This window comes from Nocardia tengchongensis, assembly GCF_054781395.1.
Map to the genome: position 1 here is coordinate 1,815,073 of NZ_BAAGUM010000006.1, position 16,288 is coordinate 1,831,360.

General features: G+C 69.9%; 12 protein-coding genes. 4 read left to right on the forward strand and 8 right to left on the reverse strand.

The features are described 5' to 3' along the window. Window positions 1-18: 18 nt before the first annotated feature. On the reverse strand, window positions 19-2,472 hold the full coding sequence (locus tag ACYVKL_RS19310; protein ID WP_379165140.1) for a DNA polymerase III subunit gamma and tau: 2,454 nt from the start codon (window positions 2,470-2,472) through the stop codon (window positions 19-21). Window positions 2,473-2,920: 448 nt separating this feature from the next. Between ACYVKL_RS19310 and ACYVKL_RS19315 the strand changes: the two genes are divergently transcribed. Next, on the forward strand, window positions 2,921-3,754 hold the full coding sequence (locus ACYVKL_RS19315; RefSeq protein ID WP_379165142.1) for a hypothetical protein: 834 nt from the start codon (window positions 2,921-2,923) through the stop codon (window positions 3,752-3,754). A gap of 125 nt (window positions 3,755-3,879) precedes the next feature. Continuing rightward, window positions 3,880-5,175 carry an ammonium transporter gene (locus tag ACYVKL_RS19320; protein WP_379165144.1) on the forward strand — a complete coding sequence of 432 codons (1,296 nt, stop codon included), beginning with the start codon at window positions 3,880-3,882 and terminating at the stop codon, window positions 5,173-5,175. A gap of 58 nt (window positions 5,176-5,233) precedes the next feature. Here the strand turns inward: ACYVKL_RS19320 and ACYVKL_RS19325 are convergent, their stop codons facing one another. Next, complete coding sequence (locus ACYVKL_RS19325) at window positions 5,234-6,553, reverse strand: neutral zinc metallopeptidase (RefSeq protein WP_379165146.1); 1,320 nt, start codon at window positions 6,551-6,553, stop codon at window positions 5,234-5,236. A 95-nt stretch (window positions 6,554-6,648) separates the two neighbouring features. Between ACYVKL_RS19325 and ACYVKL_RS19330 the strand changes: the two genes are divergently transcribed. Together ACYVKL_RS19330 and ACYVKL_RS19335 are read left to right on the forward strand one after the other, a co-directional pair. Continuing rightward, window positions 6,649-8,250: a DUF2207 family protein gene (locus ACYVKL_RS19330; RefSeq protein WP_379165148.1), complete on the forward strand. Its 1,602-nt coding sequence runs from the start codon at window positions 6,649-6,651 to the stop codon at window positions 8,248-8,250. Between the two features lie 117 nt (window positions 8,251-8,367). Beyond that, entirely contained in the window at window positions 8,368-9,261 is an 894-nt protein-coding gene (locus tag ACYVKL_RS19335; protein ID WP_379165150.1) for an immunity 49 family protein, read from the forward strand. Between the two features lie 13 nt (window positions 9,262-9,274). On the opposite strand, the gene ACYVKL_RS19340 is transcribed toward ACYVKL_RS19335, so the two are convergent. From ACYVKL_RS19340 to ACYVKL_RS19365, 6 genes are read right to left on the reverse strand one after another with little or no spacing between them, the layout of a single operon-like run. Further along, the gene (locus ACYVKL_RS19340) at window positions 9,275-11,971 is read right to left on the reverse strand and encodes a fumarate reductase/succinate dehydrogenase flavoprotein subunit (RefSeq protein WP_379165152.1); all 2,697 of its coding nucleotides are present in this window, start codon (window positions 11,969-11,971) and stop codon (window positions 9,275-9,277) included. Next, on the reverse strand, window positions 11,971-12,732 hold the full coding sequence (locus ACYVKL_RS19345; protein WP_379165154.1) for an ABC transporter ATP-binding protein: 762 nt from the start codon (window positions 12,730-12,732) through the stop codon (window positions 11,971-11,973). The genes ACYVKL_RS19340 and ACYVKL_RS19345 overlap by 1 nt, the downstream gene beginning before the upstream one ends. After that, a complete protein-coding gene (locus tag ACYVKL_RS19350; protein WP_379165156.1) occupies window positions 12,729-13,595 on the reverse strand; it encodes an ABC transporter permease in 867 nt (288 codons plus the stop codon). Before ACYVKL_RS19350 ends, ACYVKL_RS19345 begins: the two co-directional genes overlap by 4 nt. After that, window positions 13,592-14,980, reverse strand: a complete 1,389-nt coding sequence (locus ACYVKL_RS19355; protein ID WP_379165158.1) for an ABC transporter substrate-binding protein — start codon at window positions 14,978-14,980, stop codon at window positions 13,592-13,594. Before ACYVKL_RS19355 ends, ACYVKL_RS19350 begins: the two co-directional genes overlap by 4 nt. A 24-nt stretch (window positions 14,981-15,004) precedes the next feature. Then, window positions 15,005-15,232 carry a 4Fe-4S dicluster domain-containing protein gene (locus ACYVKL_RS19360; protein WP_213558872.1) on the reverse strand — a complete coding sequence of 76 codons (228 nt, stop codon included), beginning with the start codon at window positions 15,230-15,232 and terminating at the stop codon, window positions 15,005-15,007. After that, a complete protein-coding gene (locus tag ACYVKL_RS19365; protein WP_379165160.1) occupies window positions 15,233-16,021 on the reverse strand; it encodes a GntR family transcriptional regulator in 789 nt (262 codons plus the stop codon). Window positions 16,022-16,288: the final 267 nt, after the last annotated feature.

Consider the following 16,288-nt stretch of genomic DNA (forward strand, 5'->3'; position numbering starts at 1 on the left):
TGGCACCCGAGGGAACTGTCAACCCTCCAGAGGTGTGGCGCCCAACTCCGACACCAAAAGGGCTAGGGCCACCTCATCCGGGTCGCGGCGCTCTTCCGGAGGCACCGGCTTGGCCGACTCCTCCAGCATCTCCCGCTCCTCCTCCGGCGTAGTAGCAGGTGGGACGCCGTCATAACCTACCGGCGAGTAGTCACCCAGCCCCGGATCATCCGGAAGGTCCGGCCCGTCGGGCAGCGGAATATCGTCCTCCGGGGGCGCGAACCGGGCACTCTCGGCGGCGGACGAATCCCCGCCCGCCGGACCCGGATCCGCGGGCGCCGCGGCGGCCGGCGCGGGTGCCGCGACACTCCCCCAGCCCGTCGAGGGAGCCGCCTCGACGACCGGAGCCGCGGCCGCCTTGGCCTGACTCGGCCGCGAGAACTTCTGCGCCGCCTTCTTCGGTTCCGCGGGCGCGCTCGCGGGAGCCTTGCCCGCCGTGGCCTTGGCGGCGCCGCCACCCGACCCCGCACCCCCGACTTCCCACTTCACCCCGTGCTCACGCCCGAGCACCGCCTTGACGGCCGACTGCACCGCCTCCAGATACTGCGGCTGCGACAACCGCTGCGCCAGCGGCGCGTGCTGATGGGCGAGGACGATCGTCTCCCCCTCGACCCGAGCCACACTCGCCCCGGACAACAGCGCGTGCACCGCCGCCCCGAACTCGCGCACCTTGGCCCGAATATCCGCCCAGGCCTCCTCGACCTGCTGCAACACATCGTCGCCCCCGGGGCCGCCGACCACGGGCGCCGCAACCTCGACCGGTTCGGGCGCGGGTTCGGCCACAGCGGCGGGATCGGGCGCGGGAACCGGCTCCGGCTCGACGACCGGCGCGGGAGCCGGCACCGGCGACTCGGGCGCGAGTGGTTCGGCGACCGGCGCAACGGATTCGACCGGGTCCGGCTCGGGAGTCGCCTCCACGACGGCCTGAACCGGCTGCGGCGCAGGGCTTTCCACTACCGGAGCCGGCGGAGTCTGCGGTACGGCGTTCACCGGACCGAGCTCGGGTGGACGCACCGCGGTGGCGCCGGGAGCGACGGGCGCGGTCTGCGTCGTCGCGACTTCGGCAACCGGATCGGGCGCGGTGACGGGCACGGTGGCAGCGGAAGGCTCAGGGGCGCCGGACTTTTCGGCACGCAGGGCGGCCAGGGCCGCGGCTCCACGGCGAGCGTTGCCGGCTCCGGCCGCCGGGGCGGCGGGAGCGGCGGACTGCGCGGGAGCTGCCGGAACGGCGGACTGCGGGGCGGACTGGCCCTGCTGCGGGGCGGAAGGGATCGCACCGGTCGCGATTCGGCGCTCCAGAAGTTCGAGGCGCTGGAGCGTGGCGGTTTCGGCGTCGGAGGCCGCGGGGAGCAGCATGCGGGCGGCGATGACCTCGAGCAGCAGACGCGGGTTGGTGGCGCCGCGCATGTCGCCGAGGCCCTCGTGCAGGAGTTCGGCGTGGCGGGCCAGGGTGGCGGGGCCGAGGCTGTCGGCCTGGGCGCGCATGCGGGCGATGACGTCGCCGGGACCGGTGACCAGGTTGCGATCGGTGGCGTCGGGAACGGCGCGCAGCAGGATCAGGTCGCGGAGGCGTTCGAGCAGGTCGGTGGCGAAGCGGCGGGGATCGTGGCCGGCCTCCACCACGCGGTCGATGGCGCCGAACAGGGCGGCCCCGTCGGCGGTGGCGAGCGCCTCGACGGCGTCGTCGATCAGGGCGACGTCGGTGACGCCGAGCAGGGACACCGCGCGCGGATAGGTGACGCCCTCGGCGCCCGCGCCCGCCAGCAGCTGGTCCAGCACGCTGAGGCTGTCGCGCGGGGAACCGCCGCCGGCGCGAATCACCAAGGGGTACACCGATTCTTCGACCTGCACATGCTCCTGCTCGCAGATCTTGCCGAGCAGCCCGCGCATGGTGGCGGGCGGGAGCAGCCGGAAGGGATAGTGGTGCGTGCGCGAGCGGATGGTAGGCAGCACCTTCTCCGGCTCGGTGGTGGCGAAGACGAAGATCAGGTGGGCGGGCGGCTCTTCCACGATCTTGAGCAGGGCGTTGAAGCCCGCCGTGGTGACCATGTGCGCCTCGTCGACGATGAAGACGCGGTACCGGGATTCGGCCGGCGCGTAGAAGGCGCGGTCGCGCAGTTCGCGGGTGTCGTCCACACCGCCGTGGCTGGCGGCGTCGAGTTCGATGACGTCGAGGTTGCCGGAGCCGCCGGGCCCGAGCGCGACGCAGGAGGAGCAGACGCCGCAGGGCGTGGAGGTCGGTCCCTCCACACAGTTCAGCGAGCGCGCCAGGATGCGCGCCGAGGAGGTCTTGCCGCACCCGCGCGGTCCCGAGAACAGGTAGGCATGACTGATCCGCCCGGTGTCGAGCGCCGTACTCAGCGGATCGGTGACGTGCTCCTGACCCACCACTTCAGCGAACGTTGCCGGTCGGTACTTCCGGTACAGAGCCACGGGGAGAGGTTACCGGGGTGCCCCGACAGGAGGTGACATGCGGCCGGGCCGCCGGTCGCGACCGGCCGGGCGGCTCGCCCGATACGTCGCTTCCGTCCCGCAGAACCACTGCGATGTGATGTAGATCACATTCAATCTCGAGGCCCGCTCAAAACCGACCGACCCGGACTGACATCACGTCAACCCGGATAGCAAATTCTTGGCGTTTTGTTGAAACGGTAATAGTCGAACATTGCATTCCAACAACAGGACCAGATACAGACTTCCGTTCTGTTTCAACTCCGCGCAGCGGACATAACGATCCAGTGAAGCGATGCGCCAAGATCGCAATCCCTTGGCTACCGTGGACCTCGGCAACTTCGGTAGCCAAACCTTCATCAGGTTGGTTGCCCCGGCCGGTCCCTCATCCCGGCCGGGGCACAACCAAATCTCCCGGAGGACATGCTCCGTGCCTGCGCACGACGACATCGCCACCGCTTGGCTCTCCAGCACCGAATTCGCGGACGATTCCGCCGCCGTCGGACTGCTCAGCCGCGCCATCAGCCCGCACGATTTCGACATCAAGCGTGATTCGCTACCGGTGTCGGCCGCGGCCGATCCGGCCACCGCGGGCGCGATCCTGGAGCTGTTACAGCGCCGCCAGGTGCCGACCCTGGCCGCCATCCGCACCCACCTCGTGCAGAACGACATGCGGGCCGAGGCCGAGCGCATCGAGCGGCTGGGCCGCCGGGCGCAGCGCAGCATCGACGATTTCGGGCGGGTGCTGGCCAAGCTCACCGACGATTACTGGATCGCGCACGGCACCGGCCCGACCCGGCGCGACATTCTGCTCACCGAACCGGTGATCGCCCTGATCCGCGACCGCGTCGGTGACATTCCGCCGACCGCCATCAAGCACCTGTGGCTCATCGAGCGCGCGCAGCGGTCGGGCTGGATCGCCTACAACGCCACGCCCCGATCCCTGTGTGCCGGAAGGCGTTTCCACGCGGCGCGCTACGGCAACCGGGTCTCGCTGCGACCGGTGAACGCGATCGGCACCCTGGTGGCGGCGTATCTGCGCGACCAGCAGGCCGAGAACGGGCGCCCGCCGCGCTGGTCGGTGCTGGCCTATGAATTGCGTGACGACCGAGGCCGGCGGGTGTTCAACGACACAGCCGACGCCCGCGCGCAGGCGCAGTGGCTCACCACCGCCGAATGGATGGCGCTCGACGACGGAAATCCGGTGCCCGGCCCGCGCGGATTGCGCGCATTGGCGAAAAAGAGCAGGGAACACCGCAGCTGAGGCTGTTACGGGGAGGTATCCAAGTCCTCATTTTTGTAACAGCGCCTTAACGTGAGAATTCGGTAACTTCCACGCAACGCGATCACGCTTCCAGCAACGCGATCACGCGCAGAAGGAGTTACCGCATGACACCCCATCTCGACCCGGCTGCCACCGCCTGGCTGTTGGCCGCCACGGCGCTGGTGCTGCTGATGACACCCGGCCTGGCGATCTTCTACGGCGGCATGGTGCGGTCCAGCGGTGTGCTCAACATGCTGATGATGAGCTTCATCTCCATTCCGCTGGTGACGGTGGCGTGGCTGCTCGGCGGGTACAGCCTGGCCTTCGGTGACGACGCGGGCGGCGGATTCATCGGCGATCTCGGGCACTTCGGGCTGGCCGGAATCAATCCGGAGACGCTGCACGTGGTGGACAAGGCCAGCGGCGCGGCGGTGCCGGAACTGCTGTTCGTCACCTTCCAGCTGACCTTCGCGATTCTGACCGTCGCCCTGATCAGTGGCGCGATCGCCGATCGGACCAAGTTCTCGGCGTGGATGATCTTCGTGCCGGTGTGGGCGCTGATCGTGTACGCGCCGATCGCGCACTGGGTGTGGACCCCGAACGGCTGGCTGACGAACCTGGGCACGCTGGATTACGCGGGCGGCCTGGTGGTCGAGATCGCCTCGGGCGCTTCGGCATTGGCGATGGTCTTCGTGCTGGGCCCGCGGCACGGCTTCAAGGTGGACGCGATGCGGCCGCACAATCTGCCGTTCGTGCTGCTGGGCGCGGGCCTGCTGTGGTTCGGCTGGTTCGGTTTCAATGCCGGTTCGGCGTTGTCCGCCAATGGCATTGCGGCGGCGGTCTTCCTGAACACGCTGGTGGCGGGCTGTCTGGGCATGCTGGGCTGGCTGGTGGTCGAGGCGCGCCGGGACGGCAAGCCGACCACGTTCGGTGCGGCCTCGGGTGCGGTGGCCGGTCTGGTGGCCATCACGCCGTCCTGCGGTGAGGTGAACACCATCGGCGCAGTGGTCGTGGGTCTGGTGGCGGGCGTGGTGTGTTCGTTCGCGGTGAGCTGGAAGTTCAAGGGCAACTACGACGATTCGCTGGATGTCGTGGGCGTGCACTTCATGGGTGGCATCGTGGGCACGCTGCTGATCGGCTTCCTGGCTTCGGCCGTGATGACCGGTGGTCCCGCGGGCCTGTTCTACGGCGGCGGGCTGGGTCAGCTCGGCAAGCAGGCCGTGGGCGTGGTGACGGTGGCGGCGTTCGCCTTCGGGATGACGTTCGCGCTGGGCAAGGTGCTGGACCGGTTCGTCGGTTTCCGGGTCGCCAAGGAGGACGAGCTGGGCGGCGTGGACTTCGCGCTGCACGCGGAGACCGCGTACGCCGAGGGCGTGCACGGGCATTCGCCGAACCGCATCGGTAAGACGCCGGGCCACTGAGCCCGTAGCTGTTTCGAGCCCCGTCGCGGATCGCGGCGGGGCTCGAATGCTGTCGGGGTCAGTTCACTTTGCTCGCAGCGGCGCTGAAGGTGTTGCACTGCATGGCGCGGTCCTTGTCGTAGCCGATCTCGAACCAGCCGCCCATGCTCTGGGCGGTGCCGTGATCGCGCATGTCGCCGGGGGCGTCGCCGCGGTGGTAGGCGTCGTTGCGGGCCACCCCGATCTGGGCGTTGGACAGCGATCCGCCGTTGCCGGAGGACGAGAGGTACATGCCGTCGAAGCACTGGGCCTGCAGCTCGGTGCGGCGGGACAGTTCCAGTCCGGTGTCGCTGCGGGAGCCCGCGTCGCGGCGCTGCTGGTGCACCTTGCCGAGAATGCCGGACTGCGCCTGCACGTGGTGTCCGTATTCGTGGGCGAACACCGACAGGTAGACGACCCAGTTGTTGCCGAAGATGTCGGTCTGCAGCTGGCTGATCGGCAGATAGATGGTCATGTCGGCCGAGCAGTAGAAGGCCGCGAAGTTGCTGCTGTTGCCGGTGCACAGCGTGGTGATGCCGTTGGTGTCGGCCGAGACCTTCAGATTGGGCGCCTGGAACGGCAGATTGATCTTGTCGAACAACGGTTTCCACGCCGCGTGCAGGCAGTCGGCGGCGGTCTCGAAGAACTTCCGCGCCACCTCGACCTGGGTGCCCCACGGCGAGTACGCGCATTTAGCGGGCAGCAGCGTGTAGTCGGCATTGGTGAGCAGCGGATTGTCGGAAGTGGCGGCGACACCGTGGTTCTCGCCGGCGTCGCTGGAATAGCCGGTCTTGACGTTGGCGCTCGGGCTGAGGTGCAGGCCGGTGGTGATGGCGGTGCGCAGCAGGACGCCGGTCACCACCAGGATCAGGATCACCACCAGGGTGCCGACCCGGCCGCGGCGCGGCGGCGCGGGGCGGGCCACCGGAATCGCGCCGGTCGGCGGTGCGACGGTGGGCGGCGGCATGGGTGCGCGGTAGGCGGGCCGCCCCTGACCGGTGGCCGGATAGCCGGGCGGCCGATAGCCGGGCGGCGGCGGAAATCCTTGATGCGGTGGATAACCCGGGCGCGCCTGACCGGCGCCGGGCGGCGGCGGGTAGCTCGGGCGGGGTGCGCCGGGTTGCTGCGAATAGCCGGGATAGGGCGGCGGGGTGCCCGGCTGCGGTGAATATCCCGGTGGCCGTTGATATCCGGGTGGGGGCGTGCCGCCGGGCTGGGGTCCGGGGCGGCGCGGGACGGCGGGGAATCCGGGCTGTTGGACGGGCGGTTGCGGATTGCCTTGGTGCTGTGGGTTTCCGGGAGGCGGCACCGGCCGGCGGCCCGGGGGCGTCGGTCCGTGTTCGGACGGTGGGCGAGTCATCCCCCGCACCCCCTCGTTCCTCAGATAACCTGCCGGCTCCATCGACCTGCGGCTTGCCGCTGAGGAAGGATAGCAAGCTGGCTAGAGTGCCAGTCATGCAGATTTTTCGGGGGGCCGCCCTCGTCGCGCTGCTGCTCGCGGTGGCGGGTGTGGCGGCGCCGGCCGCGTGGGCGCAGCCGGCCGGAGTGGATATCACCGCGGAGGTGAATCTCGGCGACGACGGTCTGCTGCGGGTCACCGAAACCGTGGAAGTCCCCGAGGGCGGGGAGTTTCGGCAGGTACTGCCGCTGCGGGTGCAGGTGGCCGAGGGCGTGCAGCGCAATTTCCAGGTGACCGAGGTGTCCGCCGAGGGGGACGGTGAGGCGAAGGTCGCCGACGACCGGTTCACCATCGACGCGCGGCCGGGTTCGTCCACCTTCAAGTACACCGTTCACAACACCGTCAGTGACGCCACGGGCGCGCAGGTGTTCCAGTGGACCGGTGTGCTGAATACCGATGTGGCGTCGATCAATGCGACGGTGTCGAGTCCGAGTTTCCGGATGGGCGTCACCAAGTGCACGGTCGGCCCGCCCGGAAATCCGCAGAACTGCGGGGATATTCGGGTGGAGCCGGACGGTTTCGCGCATCTCGAGAAGACGGATCTGCACAAGGGCGACATTCTCGATGTGACCTTGCAGTTGCCGCCGGACACGGTGCGGGCCAATGCCGATGTCCGCGATGACAATGCGCCCGATGCCTTCTCGCCGACCGGTCCGGTGTGGGCCGCGTTCGGCGCGCTGCTGGCGGCGGTGGCCGCGGCGGCCGGGTATGTGGTGTGGTCGCGGCGTTCGACTCCGGTCGCGGCCGAGGCCCTCGATCCGCTGGTGCGCACGGGCGATCATGTCCAGTTCGCCTCGCCGGACGGCGTGCTGCCGAGCACCGCGGGACTGTTGCTCGACGGGCATGCCGATGTGCCCGACATGGCGTCGACCGTAGTGGATCTGGCGGTGCGCAACTATCTGTGGGTGAGCGTCGCCGGTGACGCGGATTGGCGCTTCTCCCGGGTGAATCCGCCCGACGGGCAGCTGACCGACTATGAGCGCGCGGTGTACGCGGCGCTGCTGCCCGAGGGTGCGGAGGCGGCGCTGCTGTCCGAGCGCCGCGGTCACGTGGATGCCCGCGCGGTGCGCACGGCGCTGATCGACGACGCGGTGTCGGCCGGGGTGTTCATCGACCGCACCCGCCGCGGCTTCGAATTCTGGCTCGGGATCGCGTTGATCGTGTTCGGTCTGGGCGCGACGGCGGCGCTGGCGCTGGGCCCGCAGCGGCACGCCCTGATCGGTGTCGCGATCGCGCTGGGTGGTGTGGCCGCGCTGCTGCTGCCCCGCTATCTTCCGTCGCGCACAGCGCTGGGCCGTGAGCTGACCGGCCGGGTGCAGGGCATGCAGCGGGGGCTGGACGCGCTCGCGCCGCAGCGCATTCCGGCGGCGGATCAGGAGCTGGCGTTCTCGCGAGCGCTGCCCTTCCAGGTGGCCGCTCGACGGGGCGACCAGTGGGTTCGCACCTTCCGCGAGCTGGATCCGACGGCCGACGGCAGTCCGGGCCTGTACTGGTTCGGCGGCTTCGAGGGCGATCGCAATCTGCAGCGTTTCGGCGCGCACTTCCCGTACTTCATCACCGCGGTCGAGGGCTTGTTCCGGCCCGGCAACCAGCGGTGACACACCCGGACCGACCGATATACCAACCGATGTACCGGCCTTCGGGGTTAGCTATTGTCACGACGTGAGCAATCAATTGGCAATATTGGTGAGCATACCGATCACCATCGACGTCCGATGATCGATCGCCATATCGCACTCACCCCTCGAGAATTGAGTTATCCAACAGCTATTCGCACGACCGATGCCGGGTTCGGCCGGGCCATCCGGGTGCGGACGACCGCGCTGCGCACCGAATTCCTACTGGCGCAACCGCAGACGGTGCTGGCCGACGTGGCCCGGTGTTCGCGAGCCATCGCGGGCTACCTGAGCCTGGACGACCCGCGCGGCGAGTCCACCGCCGTGGCGGTGGCGGTGGCGGACGCGGCCGCGGCGGACACCGCGCGACTGCGCTCGGCGGCACGCCCGGCCGGGCAGCAGCCGATCCCGGTGACGCTGGCGGGATCGGAGTGGACGGTTCCCGCCGGCGGCGGCCTGGTCGCACCCCCGGCGGTGACGGACCTGTTGAACGGCGTGTGGGCCGCGCTGATCGGACGTGATCGGGAACTGCTGGCCTATCTGCTCGGCGCGCCCGGCAGCCCCGGCCATCCGCTGGCCGTGACCAGCCGCACCGGGCAGCCGGTGGAGCAGTGCCTGTACCTGTGGGCGGATGCCTGGCAGCGGGCCTGGACCGGGGATCCGGCGACGGAGACGGTCATCGTGGACGGCATCGAGGCCGCGGTGGACGCCCAGGCCGCCGCCGGCGACGACTATCCGCTCACCATCGCATATTCCGCGTTGTGCCTGCTGGACGCGGTATTGCGCGGCGACCCGGCGGAATTCGAGACCGCGCTGATCGAGGGCCTCGAATTCCATCGCCGCTTCTGGGACACCCCGCAACGATGCCTGGACCCGGAGGGCTTCATCGCTTGGCCCTTGCTGGCGGTCTCCTGTCTGGCGGTCGATCGGGGCCTGCGCCCGGGGGTCGTCACCGGGTATCTGCCGGTCGGGTTGCTGCACCGGGTCGCCTGACCGGGGCGACCGCTCACCGATCGGCGTGCACCGCCAGCGCCCGGCGAGCGTAGGCGCGCACGTCGGCGTCGCTGTCGGCGTGGGCTTGCTCGAGGGCGGTCCGCGCCGCGGCGGATTCCGGCCACACGCTGAGGGTCAGAACCGCGGCCTTCCGGATGTCCGGGTGAATATCGGTGAGCGCCGCGCTCAAGGCCGCCACGGCCTGCTCCGGGCCGACCCCGGCCAGTCCCCGCGCCGCGCCCTCGCGGATCTGCCAGGCCGAATCACCGAGCGCGGCAGTGAGTATCGATGCGTCCGCATCGCTGCCGAGCCGGGCCAGTGCGGTGAACGCGGCCGCGCGGACCAGTGGGTCGCGGTCGCCGGTGAGCCCGCGCACGGTGTCCGCGCCGCCGTGCCCGATGGTGGCCAGGCCGCGCGCGGCGGCGATGCGCACCTCGCGGTTGTCGTCGTGGGCGGCCGCGGTGAGGGTGGACCAGTCGTCCAAGGAGACCAGGGCGTGCACGGCCTGGATGCGCACCCGGTGGTCGGGGTCGACGGAGGCTTTGCCGAACAATTCGGCGGTGCCCGCGCGCAATGCGCGCAGCAGATCCACGACGGCGGCGCGTACGAACGGGTCCGGCGAGTCGGCGTGCTGTTCGAGTCCCGTTGCCGCGGGCAGGATTTCGGCGAGTTCCCGCAGGCCCGCGACGGCGGCGGCCCGGACCTCGGTGTCCTCGTCGGCGAGGGCGGCGATCAGCTGATCGGCGAAACCGTCGGGGGTGTGCTCGGTGAGGACGGCGAGCGCGTTGGCTCGCACCCGCGGGTCCGGGTCGGTCAGGAAGGGCCGCAGCTCCGCGATGCCGGGCGCGTCCAGGCTCAGCAGCAGTGCGATCCGCAGCGCGACAACGTCTTTCGCCGTGCGCGCGGCCGGGGCGTGCGAGCGCACCTGCTCGCCGAGGTTGGGCGGCGTGCCGATGAGGGCGGGCTGTTGCACCGGAATGGCGGTCGTATCGGCGCCGGCCAGCTCGTCGAGCCCGGGCACCGGAACGAAATACGGTGCGACGGGCCGCTTCAGGAACTCCATCTCCCCATCGGCGGTCTTGCGCAGGTTGAGGTGGTAGCGCCATTCGACGTCGTCGCGCGCGGGCAGGTCGGCGCGCTCGTGGTAGAGCCCCCACCGGGATTCGGTGCGGGTCAGCGAGGAGCGGGCGGCCATTTCCGCGCAGTCGCGGATGAAGCTGACCTCGGCGCACCGCATGAGTTCGTGCGGGGTGCGGGCGCCCATGGCGGTGAGGTCGCCGCGCATGCGCTCGAAGGTCTCGATGGCGAGGGACAGTTTGGCGGCCGTCTTGGGCGGGGCCACATAGTCGTTCACGAAGCGCCGCAGCTTGTATTCGACCTGCTGCTGCGGCGGACCGTCCGGCCGGCGCAGAGGCTGGTAGACGAGGTCGTGCGCGGCGGCCAGCTGATCGCCGGGCAGTGCGCCGGGTGCGGGCAGCTCGTCGAGGGTGGATGCGGCGTGGGCTCCGGCCAGGTCGCCGTAGACGAACGCGCCGATCATGTAGTTGTGCGGGACGCAGGCCAGGTCGCCGGCGGCGTAGAGGCCGGGCACGGTGGTGCGGGCGTTCTCGTCGACCCAGACTCCGGACGCGGAATGCCCGCTGCACAAGCCGATTTCGGAGATGTGCATTTCGATGTCGTGGGTGCGGTAGTCGTGGCCGCGATTGGCGTGGAACGTGCCGCGGGTGGGGCGTTCGGTGGTGTGCAGGATGTCCTCGAGCGCGTCGAGGGTCTCCCCGGGCAGGTGCGAGACCTTCAGGTAGATGGGCCCGCGCGCGGATTCGATCTCCCGCTTGACCTCGGCCATCATCTGGCCGGACCAGTAGTCGGAGTCCACGAACCGCTCGCCGAGCGCGTTGACCTGGTAGCCGCCGAACGGATTGGCCACGTAGGCGCAGGCCGGGCCGTTGTAATCCTTGATGAGCGGGTTGATCTGGAAGCATTCGATCCCGGAGAGCTCCGCGCCCGCGTGGTAGGCCATGGCGTAGCCGTCGCCCGCGTTGGTCGGGTTCTCGTAGGTGCCGTACAGGTAGCCGGAGGCGGGCAGCCCGAGGCGTCCGCAGGGCCCGGTGGCCAGGATGACGGCCTTCGCGCCGACGGCCACGAATTCCCCGGTGCGCGTGTTCAAGGCGGCCGCGCCGATGGCGCGCCCGTTCTCGGTGAGCACCCGCACCGGCATCAGCCGGTTCTCGATGCGGATGCGTTCGCGCATCTTCCGCTGTCGCAGCACTCGGTAGAGCGCCTTCTTGACGTCCTTGCCCTCCGGCATGGGCAGCACGTAGGACCCGGATCGGTGGACGCGGCGCACGGCGTATTCGCCGTAGGCGTCCTTCTCGAATTTCACGCCGTAGCGCTCCAGCCGCTGCACCATGGCGAAGCCGCGGGTGGCGGTCTGATAGATGGTGCGCTGGTTGACGATTCCGTCGTTGGCGCGGGTGATCTCGGCGACGTAGTCCTCGGGTTCGGCCTTGCCGGGGATGACGGCGTTGTTGACGCCGTCCATGCCCATGGCCAGCGCCCCGGAGTGGCGGACGTGCGCCTTCTCCAGCAGCAGGACGTTCGCGCCCGCTTCGGCGGCGGTGAGGGCGGCCATGGTGCCGGCGGTGCCGCCGCCGATGACCAGCACGTCGCAGTCGAGGCGGACGGTGTCGGCGAGATCGGGGATTTCCATTACTTCGTAGCCTCCGTCAGCTCGCCCGAATGGTTCAGGGCGGCAATGATTTCAGTGCGCACCGTGGAGCGGTCGACGCCGGATTCGCGCGGCCGGGGGACCTCCAGCAGAGCGCGCAGGGGTTCGCCCGCGCGACCGAGCACGGCGATGCGGTCGCCGAGCAGCAGTGCCTCGTCCACGTCGTGGGTGACGAAGACGACGGTGGTGGGATGGCTGTCCCAGGTGTCGATGAGCAGGCGTTGCATGGTGGTGCGGGTCTGGGTGTCGAGCGCGCCGAAGGGTTCGTCCATCATCACCGCGCGGGGCGCGCCGGCCAGGCCGCGGGCGAGTTGCACGCGCTGCCGCATGCCGCCGGACAGCGATTTCGGCAGGAAGTCGGCGAAGCCGGTGAGCCCGATCTCGGCGATCCAGCGGTCGGCCAGCGCCCGCCGTCCGGTGCGTGGCACGCCCCGGAGTCGCAGCGCCAGTTCGATATTGGCGCGCACGCTCTTCCAGGGCAGCAGGGCGTTGTCCTGGAAGACGACGGCGCGGTCGCGGTCGGTGCCGGTGACCTCGTCGCCATCGGCGAGCACGCGGCCCGCGTCGGGGCGCAGCAGTCCGGCCAGGGCGCGCAGCACCGTGGACTTCCCGCAGCCGGAGGGTCCGGTGAGTACGAGGATCTCGCCGGGGCGCACGGTGATCGACAGCTCGTCGATGATCGGGTCCCCGGTGTAGGACAGCCGCACTCGGTCGAGGGTCAATCCGATTCCGGCGGTACTCATTTCGCCTCCTCGTCGCCGCGCGGCAGCCAGTGGGTGACGCGCCGTCCGAGCAGTTCCACCGCGGCGGAGGTGGTGTACCCGAGTACGCCGATGGTGATGATGCCGACGAACACGCCCGGATAGTCGACGATGGTGTACGCCTGCCAGGTGCGGTAGCCGACGCCCAGTCGCCCGGAGATCATCTCGGCCGACACCACGCAGATCCAGGCCACGCCGATGCCGACGGACAGTCCGCCGAACACTCCGGGCAGGCTGCCCGGCAGCACCACCCGCCACAGCACGTCCCAGCGGTTGCCGCCCTGGGTGCGCACGGATTCCTCCCAGATGGTCGGCAGCGCGCGCACCGCGTGCCGGGTGGCGACCAGGATCGGGAAGACGGCGGCGACGAAGGTGATGAACACGATCCCGGCCTCGTCGTCGGGGAACAGCAGGATCGCGACCGGCACGATGGCGATGGCCGGGATGGGGCGCGCGAGTTCGGTGAGCGGACCGACGATGTCGGCGAACCAGCGTGAACGGCCCAGTGCCACACCGGTCGTCACGCCGACGACGGCGGCGAGCCCGAATCCGCTGAGGATCCGGATCAGCGATTGCCCGAGGTCGAGGTAGTAGGCGTCGGTGCCGAGCTGGTGCCGGAAGGCCCGCACGATCTGGGTGACGGTCGGGAGCGTGTCGAACCGCACCCAGAGTCGAATGTGGTTGGCGGTCAGGAATTCCCAGACGCCGATGGCCGCGAGCACGGACAGCGCTCGCACGGTCCGCGACCGCCACACCGCCCGCCCGGCCCGCGGGCGGGACACCCGCGGTTCGGGGGTGGCGACGATCGGGGCCGCCGCGGGCGCGGCGACCGCCGGGGCGCTCATACCCGGACCTCGTTCACCGCTTGGTCGAAGCCGACGATCGCGCCGGCGGGGTGCTTGGCGAGGTACCGCTGCGCCGCCGCCGGGGTGGTGAAGGGCAGGTAGTTGTCGCCGTCCCGCACCCAGATCGCCTTGTCCGCGAACCAGCGGGTGCCGAGTTCGGCATCCGGCACGTACGCGGCGCGCACCGTCTTGCCCTGTGCCCGAGCCTGTTTGACGGCGCGCAGCAGGGCGGTCGGATCGGCGACCGACTGGGTGGTGTCCTGTCCGGTGAGCCAGAGCTCGCCGCCGGAGCCGGGCAGCGGGTTGACGTTGTTGGCGAGTTCGGCCTCGTAGTTCAGTCCGCGTTCCTGGTACGCCTGCCGCAGCGCGGCCGGGTCGACGAACTTGTCGATGTCGAGTTCGGCGAAGTCGCCGATCGACTTCAGGTACGGCACATCACCTTTGAACGCCGCCAGCAGCGACGGCTTCAGCGTGGTGTCGAAGGAGGTGCCGCCCGGCCCGTTGTAGAGGTACACGACCTCCGGGGCCAGCCCGGCGTTGTCGGCGACGGTCTGCGCCGCCTCCAGGGGGTGCTGGTGGATGAAGTCGGTGGCGTCGAGCTGGGCTTGCAGGAAGGCATCGAGCACCTCCGGGTGCTGCTTGGCGTAGTCGCGGCGGGCGACCACGCCGTGGAAGGTCGGGACGTTCAGCTCCGCGCCGTCGTAGAGCAGTTTGGCCTTGTTCTGGAAGACGAGCAGGCCGGGCCAGGCCACGAATTGCGACAGGGCGGCCACCTGTCCGGATTCCAGTGCGGAGGAACCGATCTGGGGCTGCTGGTTGAGTACCTCCACCCCGGACTTGGGGTCGATGCCCGCCCGGGTGAGCGCCTGGACCAGGGTGCCGTGCCCGGCGGAGCCGACGGACGCGGAGATCTTCTGCCCGGCCAGATCAGTGATCGACTGCGCCTTGGAGTCGGGCGCGACCACCACCATGTTGAGCGCACCCTTGGGGTTGTAGCCGGTGATGGAGACCAGCTCGGTCCGAGAGCGCTCGTTGGCCTGGGCCCGGGAGCCGTTGATGAGCAGCGGGTAGTCGCCCATCGAGCCGATGTCGATCTTCTCCGCCACCATCTGCGCGGTGATGGGCGCGCCGGTGTCGTAGTCCTGCCATTCCACCTGGTACTTGGCACCGCCCTTGGCGCCGATGGCGTTCAGGCGCTGTTCCAGGAAGCCCTTGGCCTTCAACAGGGTTCCGGCGGTGACGGTATTGATGGTCTTGGACTGGTAGCCGATGACGACCTTGACGGTGTCACCGTTGCCGGTGTTCTCGAGCGAGCAGCCGGACACGGTCAGGGCGAGGGCGGAGGCGAGGGCCGCGGCCAGGACGCGGGCGGGGCGGTACTTCATGGGTTTCCTCAGCGGGGGTTGGGCTCAGCGCAGCAGGTAGGGCATGTTGACGGTGACGGCGCCGGTGGGACAACGGGCCGCGCAGGGGCCGCAGTACCAGCACTCGTCGACGTGCATGTACGCCTTGCCGTTGTCGGGGTTGATCGCCAGCGAGTCCAGCGGGCAGATCTCCACGCAGAGCGTGCAGCCCTGGATGCACAGTGATTCGTCGATGGTCACCGGGACGTCGGCCCGGTGCTCGGCCAATGCCATCTAGATCAATCTCCAGTCGGTGTCCGGGTCGGTGTCCGGCAGGCGCTCGGGCGGCCGGATCAGGCTGCCGCGCATGGTGATCCGGTCGCCGCGCATGCGGATGTATTCCAGGTCGACCGGGCGGCCGTCCTCGAGTTCGGTGAGCCGCTCGAGCAGCAGCAGCGCGCCACCCTCGGGCATGTGCAGGGTCATGGCCGAGTGGGCGTCGGCGGTGATGGCCTCCAGCGCGAGATCGGCGGAGCCGAGCGAGCCGCCGCTGATCTGCTCGATGAGGGCGAAGACGTCATTGGTCTCGAGGTCGCGGGTGATGACCTCGTCGCCGATGTCGGGGACCAGATAGGTCAGGTCCAGGCTCAGCGGCAGATCGCCGAAATAGCGCAGCCGCTCGATGTACACGGCCTGCGTGCCGGGTTCGAGCCGGAGTTTGCGGGCGACCGCCGGCGGCGGGGTGACCCGGCGCGCCGCGCGCACTTCGTTGCGAACCTCACCGTGGCCCCGCAGGGTCTCCTTCAAGCCGAGCAGCGCGTCGAGTCCGTGGTCGTATTTGCGTTGGGCGACATGGGTGCCGATTTTGGGGGCGCGCTCGATCAGGCCCTCGTCCTTGAGCAGTGCGAGAGCGTCGCGAACGGTATTGCGGGAGACCGCGAATTCCGCGGCCAGCTCCTGTTCGGAGGGCAGGGCCTGATCGAAGGCGCCCGCGTGGATCTGCTGGCGCAGCACATCCGCCACCTGGCGGGCGCGATCCGCCCGGCGTCCGGGGGCGCGCAACGGTACCGGTTCCGGCGACACCTCGACTCCTTTCCACGCCTTTGACCTGCAGTTTCAGAACTGTATCGGCGGAATCGGAGGCCACCGGTCGACTCACTGCGCGACCACCGCGACGGTGCGGCTTTACGCCGCCGCCGCGGGCGTCCGGCCTGCCGGAATGGCGGGGAATCAGGGTATTGCGCCACCCGCGCCCGGGGCGGGGATCTTGGAATCACGTTGAGCGGAATGCGTGTGCGCGGCGACGCGCCGGAGTGGGCTGGGGCTACGCCCGGGTTCTCGAGATATGGG

Excerpts from the sequence above, each read along its gene's own strand:
- ACYVKL_RS19320 (WP_379165144.1), top strand. The coding sequence starts at position 3,880 with ATGACACCCCATCTCGACCCGGCTGCCACCGCCTGGCTGTTGGCCGCC.
- ACYVKL_RS19325 (WP_379165146.1), bottom strand. The coding sequence starts at position 6,553 with ATGACTCGCCCACCGTCCGAACACGGACCGACGCCCCCGGGCCGCCGG.
- ACYVKL_RS19330 (WP_379165148.1), top strand. The coding sequence starts at position 6,649 with ATGCAGATTTTTCGGGGGGCCGCCCTCGTCGCGCTGCTGCTCGCGGTG.
- ACYVKL_RS19335 (WP_379165150.1), top strand. The coding sequence starts at position 8,368 with ATGATCGATCGCCATATCGCACTCACCCCTCGAGAATTGAGTTATCCA.
- ACYVKL_RS19340 (WP_379165152.1), bottom strand. The coding sequence starts at position 11,971 with ATGGAAATCCCCGATCTCGCCGACACCGTCCGCCTCGACTGCGACGTG.
- ACYVKL_RS19345 (WP_379165154.1), bottom strand. The coding sequence starts at position 12,732 with ATGAGTACCGCCGGAATCGGATTGACCCTCGACCGAGTGCGGCTGTCC.
- ACYVKL_RS19350 (WP_379165156.1), bottom strand. The coding sequence starts at position 13,595 with ATGAGCGCCCCGGCGGTCGCCGCGCCCGCGGCGGCCCCGATCGTCGCC.
- ACYVKL_RS19355 (WP_379165158.1), bottom strand. The coding sequence starts at position 14,980 with ATGAAGTACCGCCCCGCCCGCGTCCTGGCCGCGGCCCTCGCCTCCGCC.
- ACYVKL_RS19360 (WP_213558872.1), bottom strand. The coding sequence starts at position 15,232 with ATGGCATTGGCCGAGCACCGGGCCGACGTCCCGGTGACCATCGACGAA.